Annotated in this window: 20 protein-coding genes and 3 pseudogenes; 2 read left to right on the top strand and 21 right to left on the bottom strand. The window is 35.8% G+C overall.

Annotation, left to right across the window (positions count from 1 at the left end; all coding sequences use genetic code 11):
• Positions 1–177: 177 nt before the first annotated feature.
• From ACYP5M_RS18195 to ACYP5M_RS18120, 16 genes and pseudogenes are all read right to left on the bottom strand, one after another.
• Positions 178–1203 (bottom strand): annotated as a pseudogene (locus tag ACYP5M_RS18195) (glycoside hydrolase family 32 protein); the annotation flags it as partial.
• Positions 1204–1266: 63 nt separating this feature from the next.
• On the bottom strand, positions 1267–2169 hold the full coding sequence (locus ACYP5M_RS18190; RefSeq protein WP_241637511.1) for an ABC transporter permease: 903 nt from the start codon (positions 2167–2169) through the stop codon (positions 1267–1269).
• Positions 2170–2249: 80 nt separating this feature from the next.
• On the bottom strand, positions 2250–3815 hold the full coding sequence (locus ACYP5M_RS18185; protein WP_459735360.1) for a sugar ABC transporter ATP-binding protein: 1566 nt from the start codon (positions 3813–3815) through the stop codon (positions 2250–2252).
• 80 nt (positions 3816–3895) lie between these two features.
• Complete coding sequence (locus ACYP5M_RS18180; protein ID WP_434168602.1) at positions 3896–4876, bottom strand: ABC transporter substrate-binding protein; 981 nt, start codon at positions 4874–4876, stop codon at positions 3896–3898.
• Between the two features lie 558 nt (positions 4877–5434).
• The gene (locus ACYP5M_RS18175) at positions 5435–6187 is read right to left on the bottom strand and encodes a DeoR/GlpR family DNA-binding transcription regulator (RefSeq protein WP_434168601.1); all 753 of its coding nucleotides are present in this window, start codon (positions 6185–6187) and stop codon (positions 5435–5437) included.
• A gap of 715 nt (positions 6188–6902) precedes the next feature.
• Positions 6903–8318: a DUF4179 domain-containing protein gene (locus ACYP5M_RS18170; protein ID WP_459735359.1), complete on the bottom strand. Its 1416-nt coding sequence runs from the start codon at positions 8316–8318 to the stop codon at positions 6903–6905.
• Complete coding sequence (locus ACYP5M_RS18165) at positions 8311–8853, bottom strand: sigma-70 family RNA polymerase sigma factor (protein WP_397314200.1); 543 nt, start codon at positions 8851–8853, stop codon at positions 8311–8313. The genes ACYP5M_RS18170 and ACYP5M_RS18165 overlap by 8 nt, the downstream gene beginning before the upstream one ends.
• Positions 8854–9223: 370 nt before the next feature.
• Positions 9224–10117 (bottom strand): DMT family transporter, encoded by an 894-nt coding sequence (locus ACYP5M_RS18160; RefSeq protein ID WP_101225732.1) that lies wholly within the window; start codon positions 10115–10117, stop codon positions 9224–9226.
• A gap of 313 nt (positions 10118–10430) precedes the next feature.
• Positions 10431–11633, bottom strand: a complete 1203-nt coding sequence (locus ACYP5M_RS18155) for an aminotransferase-like domain-containing protein (RefSeq protein WP_434168599.1) — start codon at positions 11631–11633, stop codon at positions 10431–10433.
• A gap of 217 nt (positions 11634–11850) precedes the next feature.
• Positions 11851–13232 (bottom strand): annotated as a pseudogene (locus ACYP5M_RS18150) (aminotransferase-like domain-containing protein).
• Positions 13233–13728: 496 nt separating this feature from the next.
• A complete protein-coding gene (locus tag ACYP5M_RS18145; RefSeq protein ID WP_434168598.1) occupies positions 13729–14043 on the bottom strand; it encodes a hypothetical protein in 315 nt (104 codons plus the stop codon).
• 240 nt (positions 14044–14283) lie between these two features.
• Positions 14284–14580, bottom strand: a complete 297-nt coding sequence (locus ACYP5M_RS18140; RefSeq protein ID WP_434169608.1) for a DUF4181 domain-containing protein — start codon at positions 14578–14580, stop codon at positions 14284–14286.
• Positions 14581–14664: 84 nt separating this feature from the next.
• Positions 14665–14829, bottom strand: a complete 165-nt coding sequence (locus tag ACYP5M_RS18135; RefSeq protein ID WP_459735358.1) for a hypothetical protein — start codon at positions 14827–14829, stop codon at positions 14665–14667.
• Between the two features lie 144 nt (positions 14830–14973).
• Positions 14974–16370, bottom strand: a pseudogene (locus ACYP5M_RS18130) (MFS transporter).
• A gap of 200 nt (positions 16371–16570) precedes the next feature.
• Entirely contained in the window at positions 16571–16831 is a 261-nt protein-coding gene (locus ACYP5M_RS18125) for a hypothetical protein (protein WP_230178574.1), read from the bottom strand.
• 174 nt (positions 16832–17005) lie between these two features.
• On the bottom strand, positions 17006–17224 hold the full coding sequence (locus ACYP5M_RS18120) for a hypothetical protein (RefSeq protein ID WP_434169750.1): 219 nt from the start codon (positions 17222–17224) through the stop codon (positions 17006–17008).
• 898 nt (positions 17225–18122) lie between these two features.
• Here ACYP5M_RS18120 and ACYP5M_RS18115 point away from each other — a divergent pair.
• Positions 18123–18326: an alpha/beta-type small acid-soluble spore protein gene (locus ACYP5M_RS18115; RefSeq protein WP_034304517.1), complete on the top strand. Its 204-nt coding sequence runs from the start codon at positions 18123–18125 to the stop codon at positions 18324–18326.
• Between the two features lie 378 nt (positions 18327–18704).
• Here ACYP5M_RS18115 and ACYP5M_RS18110 read toward each other — a convergent pair whose 3' ends face one another.
• From ACYP5M_RS18110 to ACYP5M_RS18090, 5 genes are all read right to left on the bottom strand, one after another.
• Positions 18705–19145, bottom strand: coding sequence for a CoxG family protein (locus tag ACYP5M_RS18110; RefSeq protein WP_434168596.1), 441 nt, complete (start codon positions 19143–19145; stop codon positions 18705–18707).
• 266 nt (positions 19146–19411) lie between these two features.
• Positions 19412–20152 (bottom strand): type I methionyl aminopeptidase, encoded by a 741-nt coding sequence (gene map / locus ACYP5M_RS18105; RefSeq protein ID WP_101226155.1) that lies wholly within the window; start codon positions 20150–20152, stop codon positions 19412–19414.
• 310 nt (positions 20153–20462) lie between these two features.
• Positions 20463–20693 (bottom strand): hypothetical protein, encoded by a 231-nt coding sequence (locus ACYP5M_RS18100; protein ID WP_260356704.1) that lies wholly within the window; start codon positions 20691–20693, stop codon positions 20463–20465.
• A gap of 169 nt (positions 20694–20862) precedes the next feature.
• The gene (locus tag ACYP5M_RS18095; protein WP_402940535.1) at positions 20863–21507 is read right to left on the bottom strand and encodes a YczE/YyaS/YitT family protein; all 645 of its coding nucleotides are present in this window, start codon (positions 21505–21507) and stop codon (positions 20863–20865) included.
• 278 nt (positions 21508–21785) lie between these two features.
• The gene (locus ACYP5M_RS18090) at positions 21786–22331 is read right to left on the bottom strand and encodes a TetR/AcrR family transcriptional regulator (RefSeq protein WP_260356702.1); all 546 of its coding nucleotides are present in this window, start codon (positions 22329–22331) and stop codon (positions 21786–21788) included.
• A 222-nt stretch (positions 22332–22553) separates the two neighbouring features.
• Between ACYP5M_RS18090 and ACYP5M_RS18085 the strand changes: the two genes are divergently transcribed.
• Positions 22554–23309 (top strand): carboxymuconolactone decarboxylase family protein, encoded by a 756-nt coding sequence (locus ACYP5M_RS18085; RefSeq protein WP_402940532.1) that lies wholly within the window; start codon positions 22554–22556, stop codon positions 23307–23309.
• Positions 23310–23314 lie beyond the last annotated feature (5 nt).

The raw sequence follows: 23314 nt of genomic DNA, 5'->3' as shown, positions 1-23314 counted from the left end.
CCCAGATACCTCAATGTTTGCTTCATAAAAAAAGTTATCCCCTGTTTGACCACTCATTACAAAAGCATCCTCGGTAGAGGCTCCACTTTTTCCGACCATCGTGTTCTCCCAGCTTCCGTTTACATCTGTCCATTTTGATAAATTGGTTTCAAAGTTAGATGTATTCTTGAACTCCACATTTCGAAAGGCAGCCGTTGAATTCCACGCTGACAATCCATAGTATCCATAATCGAATTCTATATCTGTTTTTTTTATAACGGATTGATCGTTTACAAAGACTTGAATTTGATCCCCATCTGTTTCCACCTTCACATGGTAGGTAGTTGAAGTTTTGAGGGTAAAAGGTTTTCTCGCAATTTCCTCGTTTGTTCCATCTACATTCTTACTTAATGTTATGACATCGTTTTTGGCATCTAAGCTCGCAACATAGCCGTTCTTTGCACTCCTATCTGACCGAAAAACTAAACCGCCTGCCCCTTCTCTCCCATTCTTCTCATTAAGGGTAATATCTCCCTCATAGCTAAATGATTCACCTTTCTGGGATGACATGGTATAAGAAGTTCTGTCTAAGCTATTTGCTTGTATTCCACCATCTTCGCCGAATTCACTTGCATACTCCCACTCTTTTAAATTAGGTGAGGTATAAAACATGATCTTATCCTTAGCCGCTAACGACATAACCCATTGGTTTGATTCTTCATGCCAAAATACTTTAGGATCGCGCCAATCTTGTATAGGAGGGTCTGGCATTACGGGATTCCCTTTATACTTTTCCCAAGTTCTTCCTTTGTCTAGGCTATACGCTATACTTTGGACTTGCTTATCCCCTGAATGCGTAAAGATGGCAACCATTGCTTCTTTTCCAAAGCCAGCTGTATTGTTCCAATCAATAACAGCACTCCCCGAGAAAATCTGACCGTTTTCATCCGGCGATAAAGCAATCGGCAAATGCTCCCAATTAACAAGATCTTTACTGACAGCATGCCCCCAATGCATAGGTCCCCATGCCGTTCCATACGGATGATATTGATAAAACAAATGATATTCACCTTTATAAAAAACCATACCATTCGGATCATTCATCCAGTTAGCTTCAGGAGAAAAATGAAATTGATTACGGTATGGTTCATTATAATACCCAGGGTCTTCTGCATTTGCACTATTAAATGGTAAACAAGTAACAGTTGAACATATTAGTAGAATACTAATAATCCTCTTCACTTTTAATCACATCCCTTTTTTAAAATCTAAAATGACATGTGATCGTTATGCTGGACTATTTCCGCGCAATCGATCTAATAAAACGGCTGCTACAATAACTCCACCTTTTACAACTAACTGCCAATAATAGTTGACATCCATTAGAGTTAACCCATTACTGATTACCCCCATAATTAAAACCCCAATAATTGTTCCTATTATTTTCCCTTTTCCACCTGTTAAACTTGTTCCTCCTAGAATTACAGCAGCAATTGCGTCTAATTCATACATTTGACCAGCAGTTGGCTGTCCAGAAAACAACCTTCCCGCTAAAACGACTCCTCCTAAACCAGCTAGTAAACCACTAATCGAATACACATTGATTAAAGACTTTTCAACCTTAATTCCAGTTAACCGAGCCGCCTCTTCATTGCCACCAATCGCATAAATATGACGACCAAACATCGTATATTTAAGAACAAAAAACATCACAACATATACTAAAGACATGATATAAATAGGAGTGGGGATTCCGAAAATACTTCCACCACCGATGAATTTAAATGTTTCGTTTTGTAAAACAATTGGATAACCGCCACTAATGACATAAGCGAGTCCACGAACATATGTGAAGCTGCCTAGTGTAACAATAAATGCTGGTAACTTTGCTTTGGCTGTGAGAAACCCATTAATCAGTCCTACTGCATACCCTACTAGTACGCCTGATAACATCGCAATTATAGGATTAACTCCTGTAGAAGAGACCATGACTGAGATAACGCCAGATAGAGCAACTGTTGCACCAACTGATAAATCAATTCCACCAGTTAAAATAACAATTGTCATCCCAGCAGCTAAAATAGCAATAATAGAGACTTGTTTTAATACATTCAATAAATTGGCTGTATCTAAAAAATTTGGTGCTGTAAATGAAAGTACTACACACAATAATAATAAAATCATGATCATGCCAAGCCTACTCCATAAAGAATAAAGGACATTTCCTATATTTAGGCGTTGTGAATGTGTAATAGTTTGCGTATTCCCTCTCATTTCTCTCTCCCCCCTTTGGTAGCTAAACGCATAATTGTTTCCTGTGTAGCTTCTTCCTTCGAAAGCTCGCCTGTTAACCTTCCTTCACTCATGACAAGTATTCGATCACTTACCCCCAATACTTCAGGAAGTTCAGATGATATCATTAAAACGGCCAATCCTTCATCTGCAAGCTTCGAAACAATCTTGTGGATTTCAGTCTTGGCACCTATATCAACCCCTCGTGTTGGCTCATCAAGTAGTAATACCTTTGGTGCAATTGATAGCCACCTAGCGATCACTACCTTTTGTTGATTCCCACCACTTAAGTTTGATACTTGCTGTTCTGGGGAAGCTATTTTTATATTTAAGTCTTCAATATATTGGTTAGCGCTTTCATTTGCTTGCTTCCAACTAACAATTCCTGCTTTAGCATGTTTTTTCAATTCAGCCATTATGATATTCTCTTTTACGGACATTGATAAAAATAACCCTTGTTCTTTCCTGCTTTCAGGTACATGTGCAATCCTATTAGCAATAGCATCTATTGAGGATTTGATTCTAACAGATTGACCATCAACCAATATTTCGCCACTTTTCAACTCGGACAAACCGAAAATGGCCCTAACCAATTCTGTTCTGCCAGCTCCAACAAGCCCCGCCAAACCAACAATTTCACCTGGGTAAATTTTTAAAGATACATTCTTTACAATCGTGTTATCAGAAACATTTTTCAATTCAAGTACAGGTGAAACTTCCTTTGAATTTTTTGTACCAAAAGCTTTTGACCGATTAAACAAGTCCTTTAAATCCCGTCCTACCATTAGCTTTACAAGATGATCAGGATTTGTCTCTTCAATCGGCCCACTTGCAATCCATTCACCGTCACGTAATACAGTGAACCTATTAGAAATTTTAAAGATTTCTTCCATTCTGTGAGAGATATATACAATAGCAACTCCCTGCTTTTTCAAATCATCAATAATTTCAAACAGCTTTTTTATTTCTTTATCTGTTAAGGAGGCGGTTGGTTCATCCATTATGAGTACCTCTGCATTAAAGGATAATGCTCGAGCGATCTCGACCATTTGTTGTTGAGCAACACTTAAGGTCGAAACCAATTGGCGTGGATTTAGATTCGACCCCATTGAATCTAACACCTCTTGGGCACGTTCATGGACCTCATCCCATTTCACCATTCCTAAACCATTTCTAGGAAAGGTCGAACCCATTAAGATATTTTCACTTATTGTTAAATTAGGAGCAAGGTTTAACTCCTGATGAATAACACTAATTCCTTTGTTCCTTGCATCAGTAGGGTCCTTCCATAAAATTGGTTGACCTTTTAAGTAGATTTTCCCACCATTGTCATCAGGTGTATGAATGCCTGCGAGGATTTTCATGAAAGTTGACTTTCCAGCGCCATTCTCTCCCATTAATGCATGTACTTCACCTGGATAAAGTTCAATTCTCACATTGTTCAATACGGTTACACTTGAGAACGTTTTACTAATCCCTTCCATATTCAACACTGGCTTTTTTAGACTTTGTTGGCCTTTAAGGGACATTTCATTGACAGCCATACCTTTATCTCACCCCTTATATTGATTTGAATAGGCTGATTAAAGGAGGAATCCTTATCAGCCTATTTATTGAAAGATTCTTACCAACCTTGGTAAGAATCTAATGTATCTTGAGTTACAATCTCAACTGGAACTTTAATAAGCTCCTCAACTTCTTCACCATTTTTCACTTTCATTCCGATTTCAACAGCTTTTTTGATCATGTTACTAGGTGACTGAGCTGAAGTTGCAGCAATTGTACTTCCTTCCTTTGCCATTGCTTCTGTGGCTTCAGGAGCACCGTCCACTCCGACAATGAAAAATTCATCTTTACGATTCGCTTGCTCTTGAGCAATTTCAACACCAATTGCTTCTGGATCATTAATCGCAAAAACAGCGTCAATAGAGCCAGATGAATTAGCTTGTAAAATACTTTCCATCACCGTTAATGCCTTTTCGCGATTCCCTTCTCCATTTTGCTTCGCAATTACTTTAATTTCGGAATCCTTTATTGCATCTTCAAATCCTTGAATACGATCAGATACAGCCGAAACAGGAGGTCCATCAATAATAGCTATTTTTCCTTTTCCACCTAATTGTTCAATCACATATTCTCCGGCTAGTTTACCAGCTTGATAGTTGTCTGAAGTAACAGTGGCATCGACACCACCTTCAGCATTAGTATCTACAGCAACTACTGGAATATCAGCAGCTTTGGCCTGTTGAACAGCTGCCGCAATTCCTTTTGTATCAACAGCATTTAAAAGAATAATATCTACCTTTTTCGTAATAAAGTTTTCAATTTGAGCAGCTTGTTTTGCTAAATCATATTCAGCGCTTTCAACTAGAACTTCAGCACCTAATTCTTTTCCTGCTTCTTCAGCACCTTTAGCCATGGAGACGAAGAAAGGGTTTGCTAAACTACCCACCGCTACACCGATCGTTAATTGTTTGTTACCTTTTTGTCCTTCGTTACCGTCTGTTGATCCATTTGATGATTCACTAGCCCCACTACATGCCGTCATCGCGGCAATTACAAACGCCAAAACTAGTATTCCTATTATTTTTACATATTTATCCATATTAATCCCCCTAGTTTTTGAAGATGAAAATAATTAGCTACAGAACGAGAAATTGTTACCGCTCTCAATCTCTTAAACTCTTAAACTAGATCACCTCCTTAAATGAATAATTTTGATTGAAATAATGGAAATATGATTGATTTTGATAGTTTTTTCACATAACATCCAATTTATTGATAACGCTTTCATATCTTGTAAAACAATATAATTACCCTTTACACATTAGAATTACAATTGATTGATTTTGGTTGTTTTTGATTGATTTTGATTATATTAAAGCTGTTTATAATTGTCAATGGTTCCAATTATTCCAAAAAATATATTGATAAAATAAAATATTAAACGTTTCAAATGGAAGATTTAATAGATGGAGCAGATTTTCCCTCATTGTTAATTGGCCACATTACAATTAATCAAGCATTCTTTATTATATTGATACAACAAAGGGAAAAATTTTCAATAAAATAATTTCAGAATATTCAAAAAAAGCTGGTATTCTAAATGTCTAATCAGACAGTTTGAATACCAGCTTTCCTTCAACGATAACTAATTTAGTTTTTAGTCCCTCACAATAATTATCTCCGTTTTCTCCTTATATTTTCCTAACGTTATTGTACCTTCCTCATTCGTAATAACTTTTGTCTGGTTTAAATCTGCAAACTTAGAAAATGATACTTCTCCAAATTTTGTATGATCCGCTAATACAAAGGCCTCACGTGACAAAAAAATGGCTCTTTCTTTTATTTGCGCCTCTTCTGGATCAGGGGTAGTCAATCCAAAATTATAATGAATAGCGTTCGCACCCATGAAACACTTATCAAATCTGTATTTTTTTATACTTTCGTATGCATAACGTCCAACTGTTGCTCTGGTAATCTTTTTAACAAATCCACCAATAAAATATGTACATATTTCATTTTCAAGTAATGCATCTAAATGACCAATTCCGTTTGTAATAACAACGATATCTTTTTGTCTTAAATGTTTGATCATCTGATACGTTGTTGTTCCAGCATCAAGATAAACACAGTCGCCGTCCAAAATTAGTTCTGCCGCATATTTTGCTATCTTAGCTTTTTCCTCAAGGTTCTGCGTTATTTTCTCAAACACACTTGGTTCGTCTCGTTTACTATGTAAAAGTGAAGCTCCACCATGTACACGTTTTAAGTAGTTCTGCTTTTCTAATTGATCTAAATCACGACGCAAAGTAGATTCTGAAGTATTTGTTAATTCTACTAGCTCATGAATCTTAACATTCTCCTTTTCTTTTAATAGCTTTATAATTAATTGATGCCGTTCCGTAATAAGCATGATATCTCCTCCTCGTATTACACTTCTATTTAAAGGTTCTTCGTGTATTCTAGTTTAATTAATTTTAGTATATAGAATTTTGCAGTGACATGTGAGAACTATTAGGGTACGCCCATAAGAAAAAGGAGCTGTTGATCAGCTCCTGGTAATGAAGTAAGCACCTGTTTGTTGAATAAACAATTTAAAATCCATTACCCTGGAATATTATTCTCATTAATTCAACAGCTCATAAAGTAAACTAAACCAACAAATATACTAAGACCTAAAGCTAAATTTCTCCAAAGTCCTTTCTCACTAAGAAAAGAGAAAGAGAAAGATATATTGATTTCCACATATCGTCAATACACGAAAAGTTGTTACTCCAGGGTCAATTACTTGTTTTATATTTCCATAAAAGAAACAAATAACCAAGATAATTAAAGCAAACGAAATAGCCCCTAAATATTATTAAACACCCTTCTCCTCTAATTAATCGGTATTTTTTTATTATCGGATTATCTTCCCACTTTAAATGCAGAAAAAGCTGCCTTAAAGACAGCTCCGATCTTCAGCTAACGCACCCTATAGTTTAAGTACAATATTTCACAGACTTCTAACTAATAAAAAAAGACGGTGACTTATATAAGTCATCGCCCCGATATTACTAATTATTCAATGCACTAGTAGCATTCCACTCGTCAACTATATGGTCCCTAAAATGAGCTACTTTAATTGTTTATTCATTCCCCACTGGAAGTACAACAGTAAATGGTTGTAATTCCTTAGCTGGAATAAAGTTTGAAAAATTGAATTGCAAAATTGTATTTTCCAGTTTAAAGTTCATGATTTTTTCTTCTCCATTTATATCGAATGTAGATTGGAAGTGCGCTGTCTTTTTATCGATAGTTTTCACTTTATTAATGCGAATGCTATGATTTTTAGGTGGCACTGGATTTTCAGGATCTATTCCCCCTATATATTCCTTATCTACCAACAATAATTCATATTTCAAATTATTTTCAAATAAATCAAGCTGGTGTTTACTCAATTCCTTGGAGAGCCCTGTAAATTGATAATCGATTACTAGTTTACTACCCTTTTTAGTTATATCATTTACCTGAAGGCCTAAATTGAGCCGTTTGCTTTTTAACGTAAATGATTTTTTGTCCAATAGCTGTTGTACTTTTGGGTCTGCAACAGATAGCTGCGGATAAAAAGTAAGTGAAGTAGTATTTGAGTTCAGCTTGGTCATTTTTGTTCGAGCAGTACTATGATATCCATCCTCTAGTGCTGCCTCCTCTAGAGATGTTCCGTTTCCAAACCTATATACCTTTCCTTTATTATCAATTGCTTTTAGTATATAAATTTCATCATCTTTGTATTTTTCCACCGTCTCATAAATAAGCGAAGATGACGCCCTTGCGGTGAGGACCTCTTTAATACGGATTTTGACCTCATCATCCGGGTACCCTTGCTCTTGATTAATGGCTAATGTACGATTTTTTTCTTGTTGAATTGGAATATCAAAATTCCATTCACCTTTTATCCCGTTGATATTATGAATCGTTATGGGAAGAGTAGAATTCTCCTTAAATGATTTATAAGGATATACCATTTTCCATTGAAAGTTATATCCATTTTCCACTTTCTTAATGTCATTTGACTTTCCATTTAACCAAGGGTCATGATCCCCTTTATTGTGTTCAAAGTTTACATCAAAGCTTACTTCTCCTTTTTCGTTATGCCCCTTTTCCACATCTTCATCTACAAATCCTGTAATTGATACTACATTGCCATCAAAGTAAGCGCTGGTCAGTCTTACAGTTACCCCATTTTTTGTAATTGATTGGTTTAATTCTGTAACTGCATCCTGGTTAGCTAATTCCACGCCTGTTGAATCATTAAATTCTTGAAAAATCCCGCCTATTAAAGGGGTATTAGCTAATACTCTATTCATTGTAGGATTAACAAATCCTGAGGCTACGGTGATTCCAAGAAGAGCAGCAGCAGTCGCCACACCTGCAAGAACCTTTTTTTTCTTTGCCTTTCCACTATTACCTTCCTTGTTTATCCCTTTGGAAATGGCACTAAATACTTTTTCTTTCGGTACAGCTATTTGTTCTATTGCTTCTTTGAGTTCCTTCTTATCCATGGCATTTGTCCTCCTCCTCATTTTTATAGGACTTTTTCAACTCCGCTTTCCCTCTGCTTAAATAAGTTTTTACGGTATTCTCTGGAATTTCCATGACACTGCTAATCGTTTTTATCGAGTAGTCGTAATAGTAAAATAGAATAATAACAGTACGGTAATTCTCTTTCAGCTGCTGAATTGCATCAATCAGCAGTAATGATTCTTCAATGTTTGGATTAACTTGACCCGGCAGGTTTGACAATATCTCATCACTCAAAGGAACGACATTGCTTTTTCTCTTTAGGACATGTCCCGAACATCGTATGACAATCCTGGTGAGCCAGGTCATAAAATACTCCGGATTTTTTAACGAATGGATAGATGTAAAGGCCTGATAGGTTGCTTCTTGGACAACATCCAACGCATCTTCTTCGTTATGTACATAAAGATAGGCAGTACGGTAGATTCTTTCATAATGTTGTTGAACTAACTTTTCAAAGGCGCTTTTATTACCTTTGATTGCTTTTTTAACTAGCCGGTGGCTTTCTATTTCCATCTTATTTGACCCCCTTTACTAATTAGTGGAATCTATAAACAAGAAAAGTTTCAAAAAGTTTAAGTATTTTCCAAGAAAAGCATATCATGCAATTAGAATCCTAAGTTCAAAATAAACAAACGGAAACCATTTTTGGTTTCCGCTTTCTATTTTTCTTGAAAGCTGTACCATTCTTTTAGTGTGTGCTGCGACATCTTATTGAACTATCCTGCCCCGTTTGCTCATTAAGACTTATTGTAGAGTGACACAAACTCTGCGTAAGTTAAATAAAGAAGTAGTTTAGTGGAAGTAAGGTGATTAATAAAGCTTAGTCTTTTTACTTGAACATAATAAAAGGCAGTGCGGGATTTCCCCTCACTGCCCCATTTCTTTATTTTGTTAAAATCTTCGTATGTCGTTTTCGAAAATTAATTGAATTATTTTCACTAATAAAAGTTGAACCTAAAAGGAGTGTGCCACCTATAATTTGAACAATTGTCATTTTTTCTTGTAAGATTACAGCAGAAATCAGTATAGCTACAAAAGGATCTACATAGCTTAGCATAGCAATGCTTTGTCCCTTTAACTTTAGCATACCAGAAAAAAATAACCAAAAGCCAATACCAGTGTTAACAACGCCTAATAGTATTATAAAAGGAATGGAAGATCTTGAGACTTCCAAGATACCAAATCCCTCAGTGAATAATACATAGGGAAAGAGAAGTAAAGCAGTTGTTCCAAGTTGAATGATTGTAATCTCTAACATGCCCATGTTTTGAATGAATTTATTTAATAACATTAAGGCCGCGTAAAATGCAGCCGCAACTAATCCGAAAAGGATTCCAAGTAGATCATCTTTACCAGAGGCGCTAATGCCGTTTCCAATAATCAATAACATACCTAATATCGCTACACCAATACAAACAATTTTTTTAATTGGTAAAAGCTCCTTAAGTACAAATGGCGAGAGAACCATGACAAACACTGGCGCAAAATAATACCCCAGTGTTGCATTAGCAAGTGTTGTATGATCGTAGGATTGATAAAGAAAAATCCAATTCCCTCCTAATGCAATCGCAGAAAGAAAAAGGGCAGAAGCATTAACTTTCACTAAATTCCATGGAATGGATTTCTTCATAATGAAAAATACAAACATTAAAAATAGACACCCAATTGAACTGCTTAGAAAAGCTGTTTCACTCGAAGATAAATCAATGTATTTCACAACTAAACCCATTGTACCGAAAATAATCATTGATAATATAAACTGAATTTTAGATTTCATCGTCTACTCCTTCGAATCTGCGAAACAGCTTATATATTTCGCAGATTCTTAATCTGTTTTATATATAAGCGTATATAAAGGAGTAAACGGTGGTGGTGGTGATGTCGAAACGGACTTTGTAATATATGGATTTATAAATGATATTGGCATAATAAGCCTCCTGATTATTCAAATGTAAGATTTATAAAAAAATATAATTAAAATCTTATTTTTTGAATTGGATATTTTTAAGATTAGTGCTTTCATTAAACATTTAGAAGGTATTTATTAATGGTTTTGGTGTTTGATTTAATTATATTTTTGTTTCCTTTAGTTACAAACATATTGTCTCTTTATTTAGTTCACGATGTAATACATCACCCATACGCTTCATGCCTTCAATGATTTGCTCTTCAGGCATATTCGAGTAATTTAAACGTAAAGTGTTCTTCTGTGTGCCATTTGGAAAGAATGGAACACCAGGAACACAAGCAACATTATTTTTCAAGCACTCTGAAAATATATGTTTGGAATCAACCCCCATTGGGAGCTCAATCCAAATAAACAATCCACCTTCTGGCTTACTGTAAGACAAATCTTCCGGAAAGAATTCTTTTATGCATTTTAACATTATTGTACATCTTGCTTTATAAACTGCTTTGATTTTTTTAATATGCTCTTCCATATCGTAAAGTTCCATATACTTTGCTGTTATCCTTTGAGCAAAGCTGTCAGTATGTAAATCAGCTGTTTGCTTGAAAGCCACGTACTTATCAATAAACGATTGATCTGCACAAATCCATCCAATTCGCATGCCTGGAGTGAAAATTTTAGAGAACGTGCTCATATAAATTACTCTGTTCTCTGTGTCAAAACGTTTCACCGGCGGTATCTCCTCTCCAGCAAACCTTATAGCTCCATAGGGATTATCTTCTACAATCAGTACATCGTATTGATTAGCAAGTTCGATCATTCTTTTACGTCTTTGAAGTGTTAATGTACGACCTGTAGGGTTCTGGAAATCGGGAATAGTATAGATGAATTTTGCGCTTGGATGCTCTTGCAGTTTCCTCTCCAGCTCTTCCATTATCATCCCATCATTGTCCATAGCAACTTCCACAAAGTTTGCATTGTATGATTTAAATGCATTAATTGCTGCAAGATAGGTTGGGCTTTCACAAATAATAGTATCTCCTTCGTTAATAAATAGTCTTCCAGTAAGATCTATCGCTTGCTGGGACCCTGAAGTGATAAGAACATTGTTAATAGCAGAGTTAATCCCAATGGCTTTCATCCTTTGACAAATAGCTTCTCTCAAAGGACCATAGCCTTCAGTGGTACTATATTGAAGAGAAGCCGCGCCCTCTTCATTCAATACAACATTGCAAGCAACTTTAAGGGCTTCAACAGGAAACAGCTCCGGAGCTGGAAGTCCTCCCGCAAAAGAAATGACTTCTGGCCTTTCTGTTACTTTTAATATTTCACGGGTCTCAGACGAATTAACTAGACGGGCCCTCTCAGCAAATTTATTATCCATTTGTAAACCTTCCTTCCTTTAACATTTCAATTTTTTTTACCTACCCAATTCCGATTTTATTGGAATATTCAGATTTTTTACAATAAACTTATTCCAATGATAAGCTTATGACACCAAAATTAATATTGCCTTTCATCCCCCAACTAAGTTTGAATTATCATAACACGTAAAAAAAAAGCCATACAATATAATTATTGTATGGCAAACAATATTTATTTTACATTTCAATTATTTTTCTAAGTATAATAAGAGCTTTTTCAAGTTCCTCTCTCGTTTCTGGAGCACAAACCCCACACGTACGGCATTTGCTGGAGCGACATTACCTACCGCAAATCGCCGTCCACTATATACCTGTACACCTTGTGCTGCAGCTAGTTGTTCAAATTGGTCACCTGTATACTGATGCGGCAGATGTAACCAATGAAAAATCCCTGTTTCTTCACCTAAACAGTTCTCTTTACCTAAATATTGATTAACCAACTGATTGCGAGCTTTTGTTTCCTCTTTATGAAATGCAACAATGTTTTCAAACTGATTCGATACAATTACTCGTGATGCTAACTCTGCAAGTAGTGGCGATACGGAAATATTTAAATTATAAAGAGCCTTTCGAGTAGAATTCAGGTATTTTAAAGGAACTGCCACATAAGCAAGACGGAGTCCAGGTGCCATCGATTTCGATAAACTCGCTATATAAATCGTATGCTCAGGGGCATATGTCGCTACAGCCGGCAATACTTTTTCTTGGATTAAATGGTACGCTCCATCTTCAATAATAAATAAATTATACTTTACAGCAATCTCAGCAATAGCCTTACGAGTTTCAACGCTCATCGTATATGTCATCGGATTCTGATAATCTGGGATAATATATAATCCTTTAATATTTTCATTTTTACATGCATAAAGAAGTGCTTCCGGACTCATTTCATCAGACTCTGAACGAATCGGTACAAGCTGAATTCCCAGCATCGCGGCTGCTGTCTTTAAGCCTGGATATGTATGGTGATCTACTCCAATTCGATCTCCATGCTGACAAAGGCTTGCAAGTGTTGCTGTGATGGCGTTTTGTCCGCCATTAGCAAGTAAGATATGTTCTCTGGTCGTTTCAAAACCGGCAAATTTCAATAATTTGACGCCTGCATCTTTTTGCCAAATCGAATCGCCTGGTCGACTGTATCCAAACCATCTCGCACAATCTGATTCTTGTAACATCGATTGCAATAAGTCAAATAAAGGCCCATACGACACACGATCTGGTAAAATTGCTCCCATTTCAATTAAATGCTTTGGCTTTTCTTCTGCAAGCAAATAAGCGTTCGAAATCGCATCATACGAAACATAAGTGCCGCTACCTATGGTCGCACTGACCAGTCCTTTTAACTCAGATACTTTAAAAGCTTTCGAAATCGTACTTAGATTCACCTCTAAGTAATCTGCTAACTCCCTTTGTGGTGGAAGTTTCGTGCCAGGCACTAAGCGCCCCTCTATAATGTCATATTCTAACTGCTTAGCTAATGCCTGATAAATCGGTCTGTCTTCTCGATTTATTGTCGGCTTCCATGTCATTGGATAATCCTCAAACGAATTAATCGGCACATTCCTCATCCTTTTTCATACAATCATTAATCATACAATTATAAAATTGTATGGCAACAAATTCAAATCCATAAATTCTTTTAAAATTTTTTACTAGTAGTGTGCGGAACGCTCGTGCCTGGAATATTCACGCAGCATGGATATTCCGGAAAGGAACCCATTAGTGGGGGAAAGAACTATGGAGTTACTTGCAGTCTTCATATTACCTTTTTTATCCACCATTTTTTTTTCTAATTTTAGTCATTTGCACAATCAGTTACTCCAGAATATGGCCCAATTAAAGATCAAACAGCCCTCTCCCCCGATAGTTCTATAAGAAAAAGGCTCGCCTTATTGAAGTAAAGCACCATTAGTTCTAAAAGGCTTAGTGTAGAGTTGACACTAACTATGCAATAAAAATAAAGTACAAACCTTATGGTCTGTACCCGTATCCGAATCCAAAGAAAAAAGTAATAATTAAAAAAATAGCAGTTGCTGGAATGAAACTAACAACAATTCATCCTTTTGCTATCCTGCTTTGTACACTTCTATACCATTTGTAGTAAATAAAAAGGAGAATTACAGCCAAAGGCCAGAAATAATAACCAACCATTGTATTAACCCATCCTGAATTCTTATCCCAATATGCATCTGGTACAGGAAGTATATTCTCATATTGTTTATCAATTTTGTTTTTAGTAGTGATAAAGATATAAGAAATTACAAAATAATAGGCTGCTATTGTGGCTTTTATCCACCAAAATAAATGCCTATTGGAAATTACTATTAAAAAGATAATTGCCAGCATTACGAACAAACCTGTGTATCCCAAAACAAAATCACCTCGTAAACATTTTAACTAATTAATGTAATTTTTTCCATAAAATGTTCGTGTTTGTTTTTACACAGTACGAACATACTACGCTTATTAAACAAACTAACCTGCACCGTTAATTGGATAAAGAAAGAGCTGCCTTAAAGACAGCTCCGATCTTCAGCTAAAGCACAGGTTAGTTCATTAAGGACACAGTAAAAAAAGTCCCTTATTGGGGCTGTATTTATTTAGATAATATTAAATTAAATAAAAGCCTATGACCAAAACAAAAAGGTATATAAACATAGAGTATAAAGTTAAGATGTATTCTTTTTCTTCCCTTTTATATTTCCATTCCATGAAAGCACGAAAACTTAATGAAATAAGAAAGTAGCCAATAAGCCAGGAAATAGGATTATCAACAAACCATATTAATAAAAGAAATGCTATTATCATAGCCATTTCAGTCCACCTCTGAAATGGATTGACACCTTTATAAAATGCCCCCTTACTTTTATCAATCTTCAATTTCCTCTTCAACCAACGTTCAAACACTATTGCAATAATAAAAAAAGTTATAATAAAAATGATGTAATTTAACAAAAAACTCACCTGCCCTGACTACCAATTATAAACCATTTAATGATGTGAATTATTTACCCTGTTCCTTTTTCCAAGCGAATATACTGTCGCTAAACCAATTCCAGTAATCATAGAATAGTCGAAATAATTTTTAAGTGGCATACCACTAGAAATAGCTTCAATAAACAAAAGTAAAAAGAAAACCGTATAATTCTTTTTCATAATTCCTCACCACCCTTTATAGATAATGTTAAATAGCTGGCGAGACCTCAATAAGTAAAACAAAAACCCGAAATACAGACACTCATGTTTGAGTGTCTGTATTTCGAGTAGTCATCCCATTGAATGGGTGCTTTTTAATTCCATTTATTTTTCTCTTTTTTCCGTTTTCCACCATAGGGAATCTTTTGGATTTTCAACAGCTTCTTGATATTCAGATTTAGAAGCAACTGTTGGGTAAGAACCTTTTAGGGATTTTCCTGAAGTACTATTGAACAAGAATAATATCACTAAAAATCCGATAATATTCACGGCTGTTAGATAGAAACCAGGTGCTAAGTTATTCCCAGTTTGGTGAACTAACCATGTGGAAACTAAAGGGGTAGTTCCACCAAATATTGAAACCGAAACATTAAATGTCACTGATAATGTTCGATATCGAATATCAGTATAGAACATGGTTGGTAACGATCCAGGCATTGTGCCTTCATAAATTGAAAGCAGAACACCTAGAATTAGAACACCTAACGAAATAAATACTAAAGCATTCAAGTTAATTAAATAAAAAGCAAAGGCAGATAATAGACTTAAACCGCCTAAACCGATTAAGAAAACAGTCTTATTTCCAATTTTATCACTGAGCTTTCCAAACATTAAAGTAAGTGGCACCATAATAATCATTAGAATCGTAATTAATAGGGTTCCTACTGTACTAGATAATCCAATAATCTCATCTAAATAAGAAGGCATGTATGATAATAGCATATAGCTTGTAATATTAAAGAATGCAACAGCTACAAAACATACAAGAATATCCTTTTTGTGATTTTTAAAAATAGATAGAAAGCTTTCCTCTTGGGCTTCATCATCAGAAAGTTCATTTTCAAAAATCGGTGATTCCTCTAAACTTTTTCTTAAGTACAACCCAATAAGCCCTAAAGGTAAGCCAAGTAGAAACGGTATTCTCCAACCCCATGAGGCCATCTGTTGATCAGATAGATAAAGAGTGTACTGGCAAGTAGTGAAGCTAATATATAACCAATGAGCGTACCAATTTCCAATCCACTTCCAAGCATATTACGTTTATTGTCTGGAGAAGACTCTGCAATATAGACCATTGCACCAGCGTATTCGCCACCAGTTGAAAAACCCTGAATAATTCTAGCTATTAATAAGAGTATAGGTGCCCATATACCGATTTGATCATATGTAGGTAATAAACCAATTAGTAATGTTGAAAAAGCCATCAAAATAATCGTGGTTGTTAAAACGACTTTTCTTCCTAATTTATCTCCGATTTTACCAAATATGATACCGCCTACTGGGCGCATTAAAAAGGCAATCGCAAATGTTGCAAAGGTGAACACTAATTTTAGCTCATCATTTTCAACAGCACTAAAAAAGTTTTGACTAATGATAACAGCTAAATAGGAATATAAGCCAAAATCAAACCACTCCATTGCATTTCCTACCCCTGTAGCAAACACACTTTTCTTCGCTTTTTTAATATCTACAACGTTGATTTTTTTCTTGTTAAATTTCATTTTATCATGTCAACTCCATGGAATACATTTGTGCAAGAATGAGAAATAAAGTCAAACTGGAGGATAAGCGGGTTTTGGGAGTTTTACCAATGGTATCCCAAATAAAATTTTGTCTTCTTATGGAAACAGTTCCAACAACATTAGACTAACATCACCAGAAATCGAATCGAAAAGCCTTTGGACATTAGTTTAGTAGGGTTCTATAAATCGCCTCTCGTTTTATTAAATTCAAGGTTATCGCCTTTTTCCATTTGTTTATCTGTTTGATCAGGGTTTTCATCATGCTTAAATGATCGATTATTATCATCATTATTATTTGGATTCGTGTCAGTGTCATTTCGAACAGGACGATAATCTACTTCCTCTTGATCATTAAAGTCGTTATTACCAGCGTTACATGCTGACAGAATACTTACCGAAAGTAATGCGAATAAAATAGTGATTTTCCATTTGCCTTTCATTTTATAACCCCCCGTATCTTAAGTTTTTGGTATTAATTTTAATATGTACCTTAAACGATGCCCTTAGTCTTAAATGGAGCATGCATGTTTGTTTTTTTAGCATCCTAAAATTAAAAAACTGCACCCAATTATTGTGGGAGCAGGTCATGTTATTTTTAGGTCAAAGAAAAGGGCTTATACGAGAGAACCCCCTTTTTTAAGGTATTTTACAATTCCCTCTGCCGCTCTATATGAAAAAGCACCTAATGTACCAGTTGGGTTAAACGAACTGTTATGAGGAAATGCCGAAGAACCATCAACAAATACATTTTCAGCATCCCACATTTGCAGGTAAGTTTCAAAAATAGTGATGGCCTTAATTAAACTTAAAATAAAACAGCCAAATCCAATCAATATGGATCAGGCTGTTTTGTATTTTTCAGGAGTAAATATATTTAAAAAAATGAGGACCAATTCAAAACAATAGACCAAACAACGGTGTTCAATAATAAGCCTGTAATAAAAAGAGACCATTGGTTTTTCTTTTGTTCCCAACAGGAGATCATGAGGGCAAGACCTATTGAAACACCAATAAAGGAAAGCCATGGAAATGAATCAGTGAACTTTGTGAGAAAAACCGCAAGGCAAGCTGTGAATAATAATGATACAAGGTACTCGGTGAATAATGATAATTCGCTTTTAATGACCGCTCAATTTTTTCCTCCTTCGAAATAGATATTATCTTCATATAATACTTCATGGTGAATTTTTTATACGAAATTGCCGGCGCCCGTTTTAGATTTATAAAAGACAATAGTCTATTTATTCAATCGTTACAGGTGTTATCATCAGTGCTAAAACACCGGCTCCAAATTAATGTTATAACTTCTTAGCCTTTGATTCTAACCGAGAACCGCCGGCATAAGGGAGGCCTTCCGTTGTTAACAGAAGGCAGTGCCTCCTCACACTAATCTGTACCTTCTATTCAAAAATTAAAAGCCGTCTAAGAACAGCTCTCATATTAATATCCCGTTTATTATCGCCTTTTCTTTACCTTAACTTCGGCTATGACATAAACTGTGCAATAGGAGGAGAAAAACTCTACATCAGATTATTTGCTTTTCGGAGCTTCTGAAACCCTTACCTTGCCGGTGGCTTCAATGTTTTCCTGTAACTCTTCCCTTCTAGAGCAACAGAAGAGTTTAATTTCACTTAATCACTGCCTTGATTTATTTTAAATTCTATGCATATAACTCTTAACAATATCAAAACCTATGACTAGCAACACATTACATTCATAGGAGCTGACAACATGGCTAGAAATAACAACAGTAATCAATTAGTAGTTAATGGTGCAGAGCAAGCTCTAGAACAAATGAAATACGAAATCGCTAGTGAATTCGGTGTTACACTTGGCGCTGATACAACATCTCGTGCGAACGGATCTGTTGGTGGAGAAATTACAAAACGTTTAGTGCAAATGGCTGAACAACAATTAGGCGGAAGAACTCGTTAATCGAAATCATATGTAATGTTAGGGATAGTCATTGGACTATCCCTATTTATAATTTTACAAATTTAAAAAAAGAAACAGAAACAATATTTTGCTATGTCGCATTAGGAATACACTACGCTTATTCCACTAACCTGCCCCGATAGTTCCATAAAGAAAAAGCTGCCTTAAAGACAGCTCGATCTTCAGCTAACGCTCATGTTAGTTCATTAAGAAAAGCGATTCTGGAATATTGAAAAAAAGAGGCCATCCTTTTTGGACAGCCCCCCTTCCGCTAATTATAAAATTTCTCGAAATAATTATATTGGTCACTTCAGAATGTTACCATCTATACTTCAGAGAAGGTATCTCCAAAATGAATTGGCTTTCAATCTTTGAAAACTATGAGAATACTGCAATTTTACGTGCGATAGATTCTGTTAAACGAGATGCTACTTTTGGAACAGCCCATTTAATAATTGGTGTTAACACCGCACCAGATAATCCGCCTGCATGGATTTCCACCGTACAAGTCATTATTGTTTTACCATTAACATCTTCTGCAGTAAAGTGACCGCTCCCTGTAAAATTATCTGATAAACCTTTTAGTACAAACTTAATATTTGAAGGTTCATTCCATTCGGTAATATCTACCTGTGCTTGTATTGTTTTTTTAATACCTTTCACACTACCTTCAAACGTCCAAATAGATTGCTTGTCATTTATGATTTCATGTTCTTTATAGGCTGGTACTGTCGTTGCCCATTTTTCGAGATCACTTACATAATCCCAAACTGCTTGTACATCTACTGGAACTACTACAGTATGCGTTCCCGTTGCCATTATGATCGCCACCTTCACTATGTATGAATTGTAACTTTACATCTCTACAAAATAATTATTACATAAAAAGCATAAACTTACATCACTAATTATACATAGCTTTCCTTCTTCCAATCCCCCACAATCCGGCCCTTTAGTTCCATAAAGAAAAGGCTCCCTTAAAGACAGCTCTAATCTTAAGTTAATGCACTCGTTAGTTTAAGGACATTTATTTACAATCACAATATCTAAATAAGGCTTATAATTTTGAAACTTCATTGTTTAAATTAAAGTGTGACAATAATCGGACCATTTTTAGTAAGAATAATCGTATGTTCTAATTGAGCTACATAGCTTTTTTCTGTAGCATAGGTCCAATCGTCTTCTTTTTGGAATACTTCTTCTTCAAAGGTTGAGATAAATGGTTCGAATGCGATAACCATCCCTTCCTTTAATATTTCATTATCCCATGGATCATTATAATTTAAAATATGGTCAGGTGCTTCGTGTATTCTACGACCAACACCATGTCCTGTAAGGTTTTTGATAACAGTGAATCCATGCTGTCTCGCTGTTTCGAATACTGCTTTTCCGATTCTACTTTTTTTGGAACCGGGTTTTGCTTTCTTAAGACCTGCTTCAAATGCCTTTTTAGCAACGTCGCATAATCTCGTTAATACTTCTTCTCCTTCTCCTACTACAAATGAGATTCCTGTATCTGCGAAATAACCGTTCTTTGAAGCAGATACATCTATATTAACTAGATCCCCTTCATGAATAACCCGATGACCCGGAATACCATGTGCCACTTCTTCATTAAGACTAATGCAAGTGTAGCCAGGAAAATCATATTCACCTTTTGGAGCTGAAACTGCACCTGCTTTTTCTAAAAGTTCTCCGGCTATATCATCAAGTTCTTTGGTCGTTATGCCAGGAATTGTTCTTTGTACCAATTCATCTCTAATTGAGGCAATAATTTTGCCAATTTCCTTCAAACCATTAAAATCTTCTTCTGTTTTTGCAATCATTTTTTACCTACCTCATTATCTTTTATCATCATAAAACTATATAAGTACTATTGTACCTTTACTTTCTCAAAAAATAAAAGCAATGTAAATTATTTGGTACAATACCCCTCAGCTGAATTTTTCTTCGATCAAGAAAAAGACCACAAAAAGGATCTGTTACATATGACTATACTATTAATTGGATTTACCTTCCAATTTTTTATAGAGTTAAACTGCCCCGTTAGTCCCATAAGAAAAAGCTGCCTTAAAGACAGCTCTGATTTTCAGCTAACTCACCCGTTGGTTCAACAAGAATATATCAACACTTATTTTACCACTCAAAATCCATATAAATTTCTGAAAGTAGTTTTTCTTCGATTGTTCCGTATTTAAAAAGAGCCTCAGAAGTTTCAAACTCTTGAGTATAGGCACCTCTGACTCGCGTAAGATAATATGCACCTGGATTTTGGCTTATCCAATATTCTTCATTTTGATATATAAATGAGTATTCTTCCCCGATTGCTATACCTTCTTGGAACTCAATAAACTCTTTTAAAGTCATCTTCCCACCACCTGTGAGCTTTTATAAAATTATACCTCTTATTAAACTAACCTGACCCGATAGTTGCATAAGAAAAGGAGCTGCTGATCAGCTCCTGATAATGAAGTAAAGCACCCGTTAGTGGAATAAGAGCACGAAAGGAGGTGACCAAAGGACATCCTCCTTCCAATTATAACGGAATCTCAAATTGTCCCTTTCTCTTCTGCTCCAAACTAACGATAAAGGAACGCATCAGCTTCATGGAAAACTGAAAGATCGGGCTTTGAATAAAGGTATATGCAAACGTCATAATAAACACTGGACCTCCAAGGATGAACCCGATAATCAAGATGAGGCTCTCGACAACGATTCTTGCCCAACTGACCGATAACCCGGTTTTTTCCGAAACGGAAAGCATGAAACCATCCCTAGGACCAGCCCCAATTCCCGCAGCCACATAAATTCCTCCGCCAATTCCGGTTATGATGATACCCATCAACAAGATGAGTATATTCAACCACCAATGCTCCGTTTCATGAGGAAGAATGTCGAGATGCAAAAAGAAATCCATGATCGGGCCGATTGACAAGGCATTTAGAAAGGTACCAATATTAATATACTTCCTATCCACGACAAAGGTTATCAACACAAGTACTAAACCACACATGACACTCCACGTACCAATTGTGAACCCGAACCGCTCGAACAGGGCGACGTTTAAAACCTCCCAAGGATGCAGCCCCAAGGATTGAACATTCACCGCAATCGCATTCCCTAATCCAAAGAAAGTTAATCCAAGAAAAAAAATAAAATACCGTAATAGCCGCAATGCCATCTCTTCACCTCTACACCTTATATATCCATCTACTATAGATTAAGAAGGTTAAATGAACAAGATTAAATGAACATCTTTAATTACCCACTATAAAGTCTATTCAAGAATCGCGCCCGATTACTGAAGAACGAATATAAAACCTTGGTACCAAATGGCCTTGTCATTTATTTATGATACGGTTCACCGCACCTATTCAAGCAGTGATTTTTTAAAAACTGTCAGCCTTTTAATTTTACACTTCTACTTTAAATCGACGCTGCTGAGAAGCTATCCTTTAACTATAAATTCCTATCTAACAAAAGCCCCACTTGTTCTGCCACGACTTGAGTCGGTTCTGATAATCCATTAGTGAACCACGCTTCTACTATTTCTACTATAGCTGCCCCAAAGAATTTAAGAATTAAATCCTTACTTAAACCTTGATTTTTCCCTTCAGTTACATCTACTTCACCCTCTAACTCTTGGATTACAAATTCCAGGAAATGACTACGAAAAGCAGGGGCTCCTTTACTCCCTAACATTGTTGAAAAGAATGAACTATTAAGTTCAAAGTATTCAAACCAAATCAGATTTCCCTCGACAAAATTCAATTCAGATGCCGATTCGCACAGTATCCTTAGTTCGTTAATATGTTCTTCAATAAGCTTATCCAGTAAATCAAATTTATCCATGTAATGGTCATAAATCGTTCTGCGACCGACATTTGCTCTGTCGGAAATATCCTGTATCGTAATATGATCAAAGCTTTTTTCAGACATTAGTTCAATAAAAGCATTTTTTATTGCTTCTTGAGATTTTTGTACTCTTCTATCTACCCTTGACATTGTAGTTTTCACCAAACTTTCTTAAAAATTATCGCACAATTTCAATTAACTTGTGCAATAACGCACAAATCCTGGCGTTTTGATTGTTGCAGACATCCTCTTTTCATTTTACATTATATACAGATGTGCGATACCGCATCAATATATGATTTACTAACACATCAAATTTTACTACCTTGGAATAATAGAAGAGTTAATTAAATCCAAAGAGGGGGTTTAGTTATGGACCGTGTTGAAAAGAGCCAGGAAAAGTTCAAACAGCTATTTGGTGAGGGAGTAACTGCCGCACATGCTACTGATCCTGATTTTCAGGACATTCTAAGCCATTTCATTTTCGGGGAAGTATTTTATCAAGGTAACCTTGACGATAAAATGCGTGAGTTGATTACCCTGGTGGTTCTTGCGACCAATCAAACATTGCCCCAACTAAAAGCACATGTTAGTGCTGCACTGAATGTAGGGCTAACTGCTGTAGAGATCAAAGAGGCTGTTTACCAATGTGCTCCGTACATTGGATTCCCGAAAACGTTAAATGCTATCAATGAAGTCAATGAGGTTTTCAAATCCAAGAATATTGCGTTACCAATTGAAAGCCAAAAGAATGTTGTTGAAGATAATCGTTTTGACAAGGGACTTTCAGTACAGGTAGAGATTTTTGGTGATGTCATTGCAAAAGTGAGAGAAGGCGCACCAGAAAATCAAAAGCACATACAGGATTATCTCTCCTCTTTTTGCTTCGGAGACTTCTACACCCGGAGCGGACTTGATTTGAAAACACGAGAGTTGTTAACACTCTGTATCATAACTGCTTTAGGTGGTGCTGAAGGTCAAGTAAAAGCACATGTGCAGGGTAACAAAAATGTGGACAATGATAAGGAAATTTTAATCACCGCAATCACCCACTGCCTTCCATATATAGGTTTTCCAAGGACATTGAATGCATTAACATGTGTGAACGAAATTATTCCTGAAAATTAAGAAAG

Source organism: Peribacillus sp. N1, assembly GCF_054600815.1.
Note: the sequence above shows the minus strand (reverse complement) of the source record. Positions and strands in the feature narration are given on the sequence as shown.

Coding starts and splice junctions, on each gene's coding strand:
- ACYP5M_RS18160 (WP_101225732.1), bottom strand. CDS start 10,117: ATGAAATCTAAAATTCAGTTTATATTATCAATGATTATTTTCGGTACA.
- ACYP5M_RS18110 (WP_434168596.1), bottom strand. CDS start 19,145: ATGGCAACGGGAACGCATACTGTAGTAGTTCCAGTAGATGTACAAGCA.
- ACYP5M_RS18170 (WP_459735359.1), bottom strand. CDS start 8,318: ATGGATAAGAAGGAACTCAAAGAAGCAATAGAACAAATAGCTGTACCG.
- ACYP5M_RS18115 (WP_034304517.1), top strand. CDS start 18,123: ATGGCTAGAAATAACAACAGTAATCAATTAGTAGTTAATGGTGCAGAG.
- ACYP5M_RS18100 (WP_260356704.1), bottom strand. CDS start 20,693: ATGACTTTAAAAGAGTTTATTGAGTTCCAAGAAGGTATAGCAATCGGG.
- ACYP5M_RS18125 (WP_230178574.1), bottom strand. CDS start 16,831: ATGAAAGGCAAATGGAAAATCACTATTTTATTCGCATTACTTTCGGTA.
- ACYP5M_RS18175 (WP_434168601.1), bottom strand. CDS start 6,187: ATGCTTATTACGGAACGGCATCAATTAATTATAAAGCTATTAAAAGAA.
- ACYP5M_RS18185 (WP_459735360.1), bottom strand. CDS start 3,815: ATGGCTGTCAATGAAATGTCCCTTAAAGGCCAACAAAGTCTAAAAAAG.
- ACYP5M_RS18165 (WP_397314200.1), bottom strand. CDS start 8,853: ATGGAAATAGAAAGCCACCGGCTAGTTAAAAAAGCAATCAAAGGTAAT.
- ACYP5M_RS18190 (WP_241637511.1), bottom strand. CDS start 2,169: ATGATCATGATTTTATTATTATTGTGTGTAGTACTTTCATTTACAGCA.
- ACYP5M_RS18135 (WP_459735358.1), bottom strand. CDS start 14,829: ATGAAAAAGAATTATACGGTTTTCTTTTTACTTTTGTTTATTGAAGCT.
- ACYP5M_RS18180 (WP_434168602.1), bottom strand. CDS start 4,876: ATGGATAAATATGTAAAAATAATAGGAATACTAGTTTTGGCGTTTGTA.
- map (WP_101226155.1), bottom strand. CDS start 20,152: ATGATTGCAAAAACAGAAGAAGATTTTAATGGTTTGAAGGAAATTGGC.
- ACYP5M_RS18085 (WP_402940532.1), top strand. CDS start 22,554: ATGGACCGTGTTGAAAAGAGCCAGGAAAAGTTCAAACAGCTATTTGGT.
- ACYP5M_RS18090 (WP_260356702.1), bottom strand. CDS start 22,331: ATGTCAAGGGTAGATAGAAGAGTACAAAAATCTCAAGAAGCAATAAAA.
- ACYP5M_RS18095 (WP_402940535.1), bottom strand. CDS start 21,507: ATGGCATTGCGGCTATTACGGTATTTTATTTTTTTTCTTGGATTAACT.
- ACYP5M_RS18155 (WP_434168599.1), bottom strand. CDS start 11,633: ATGGATAATAAATTTGCTGAGAGGGCCCGTCTAGTTAATTCGTCTGAG.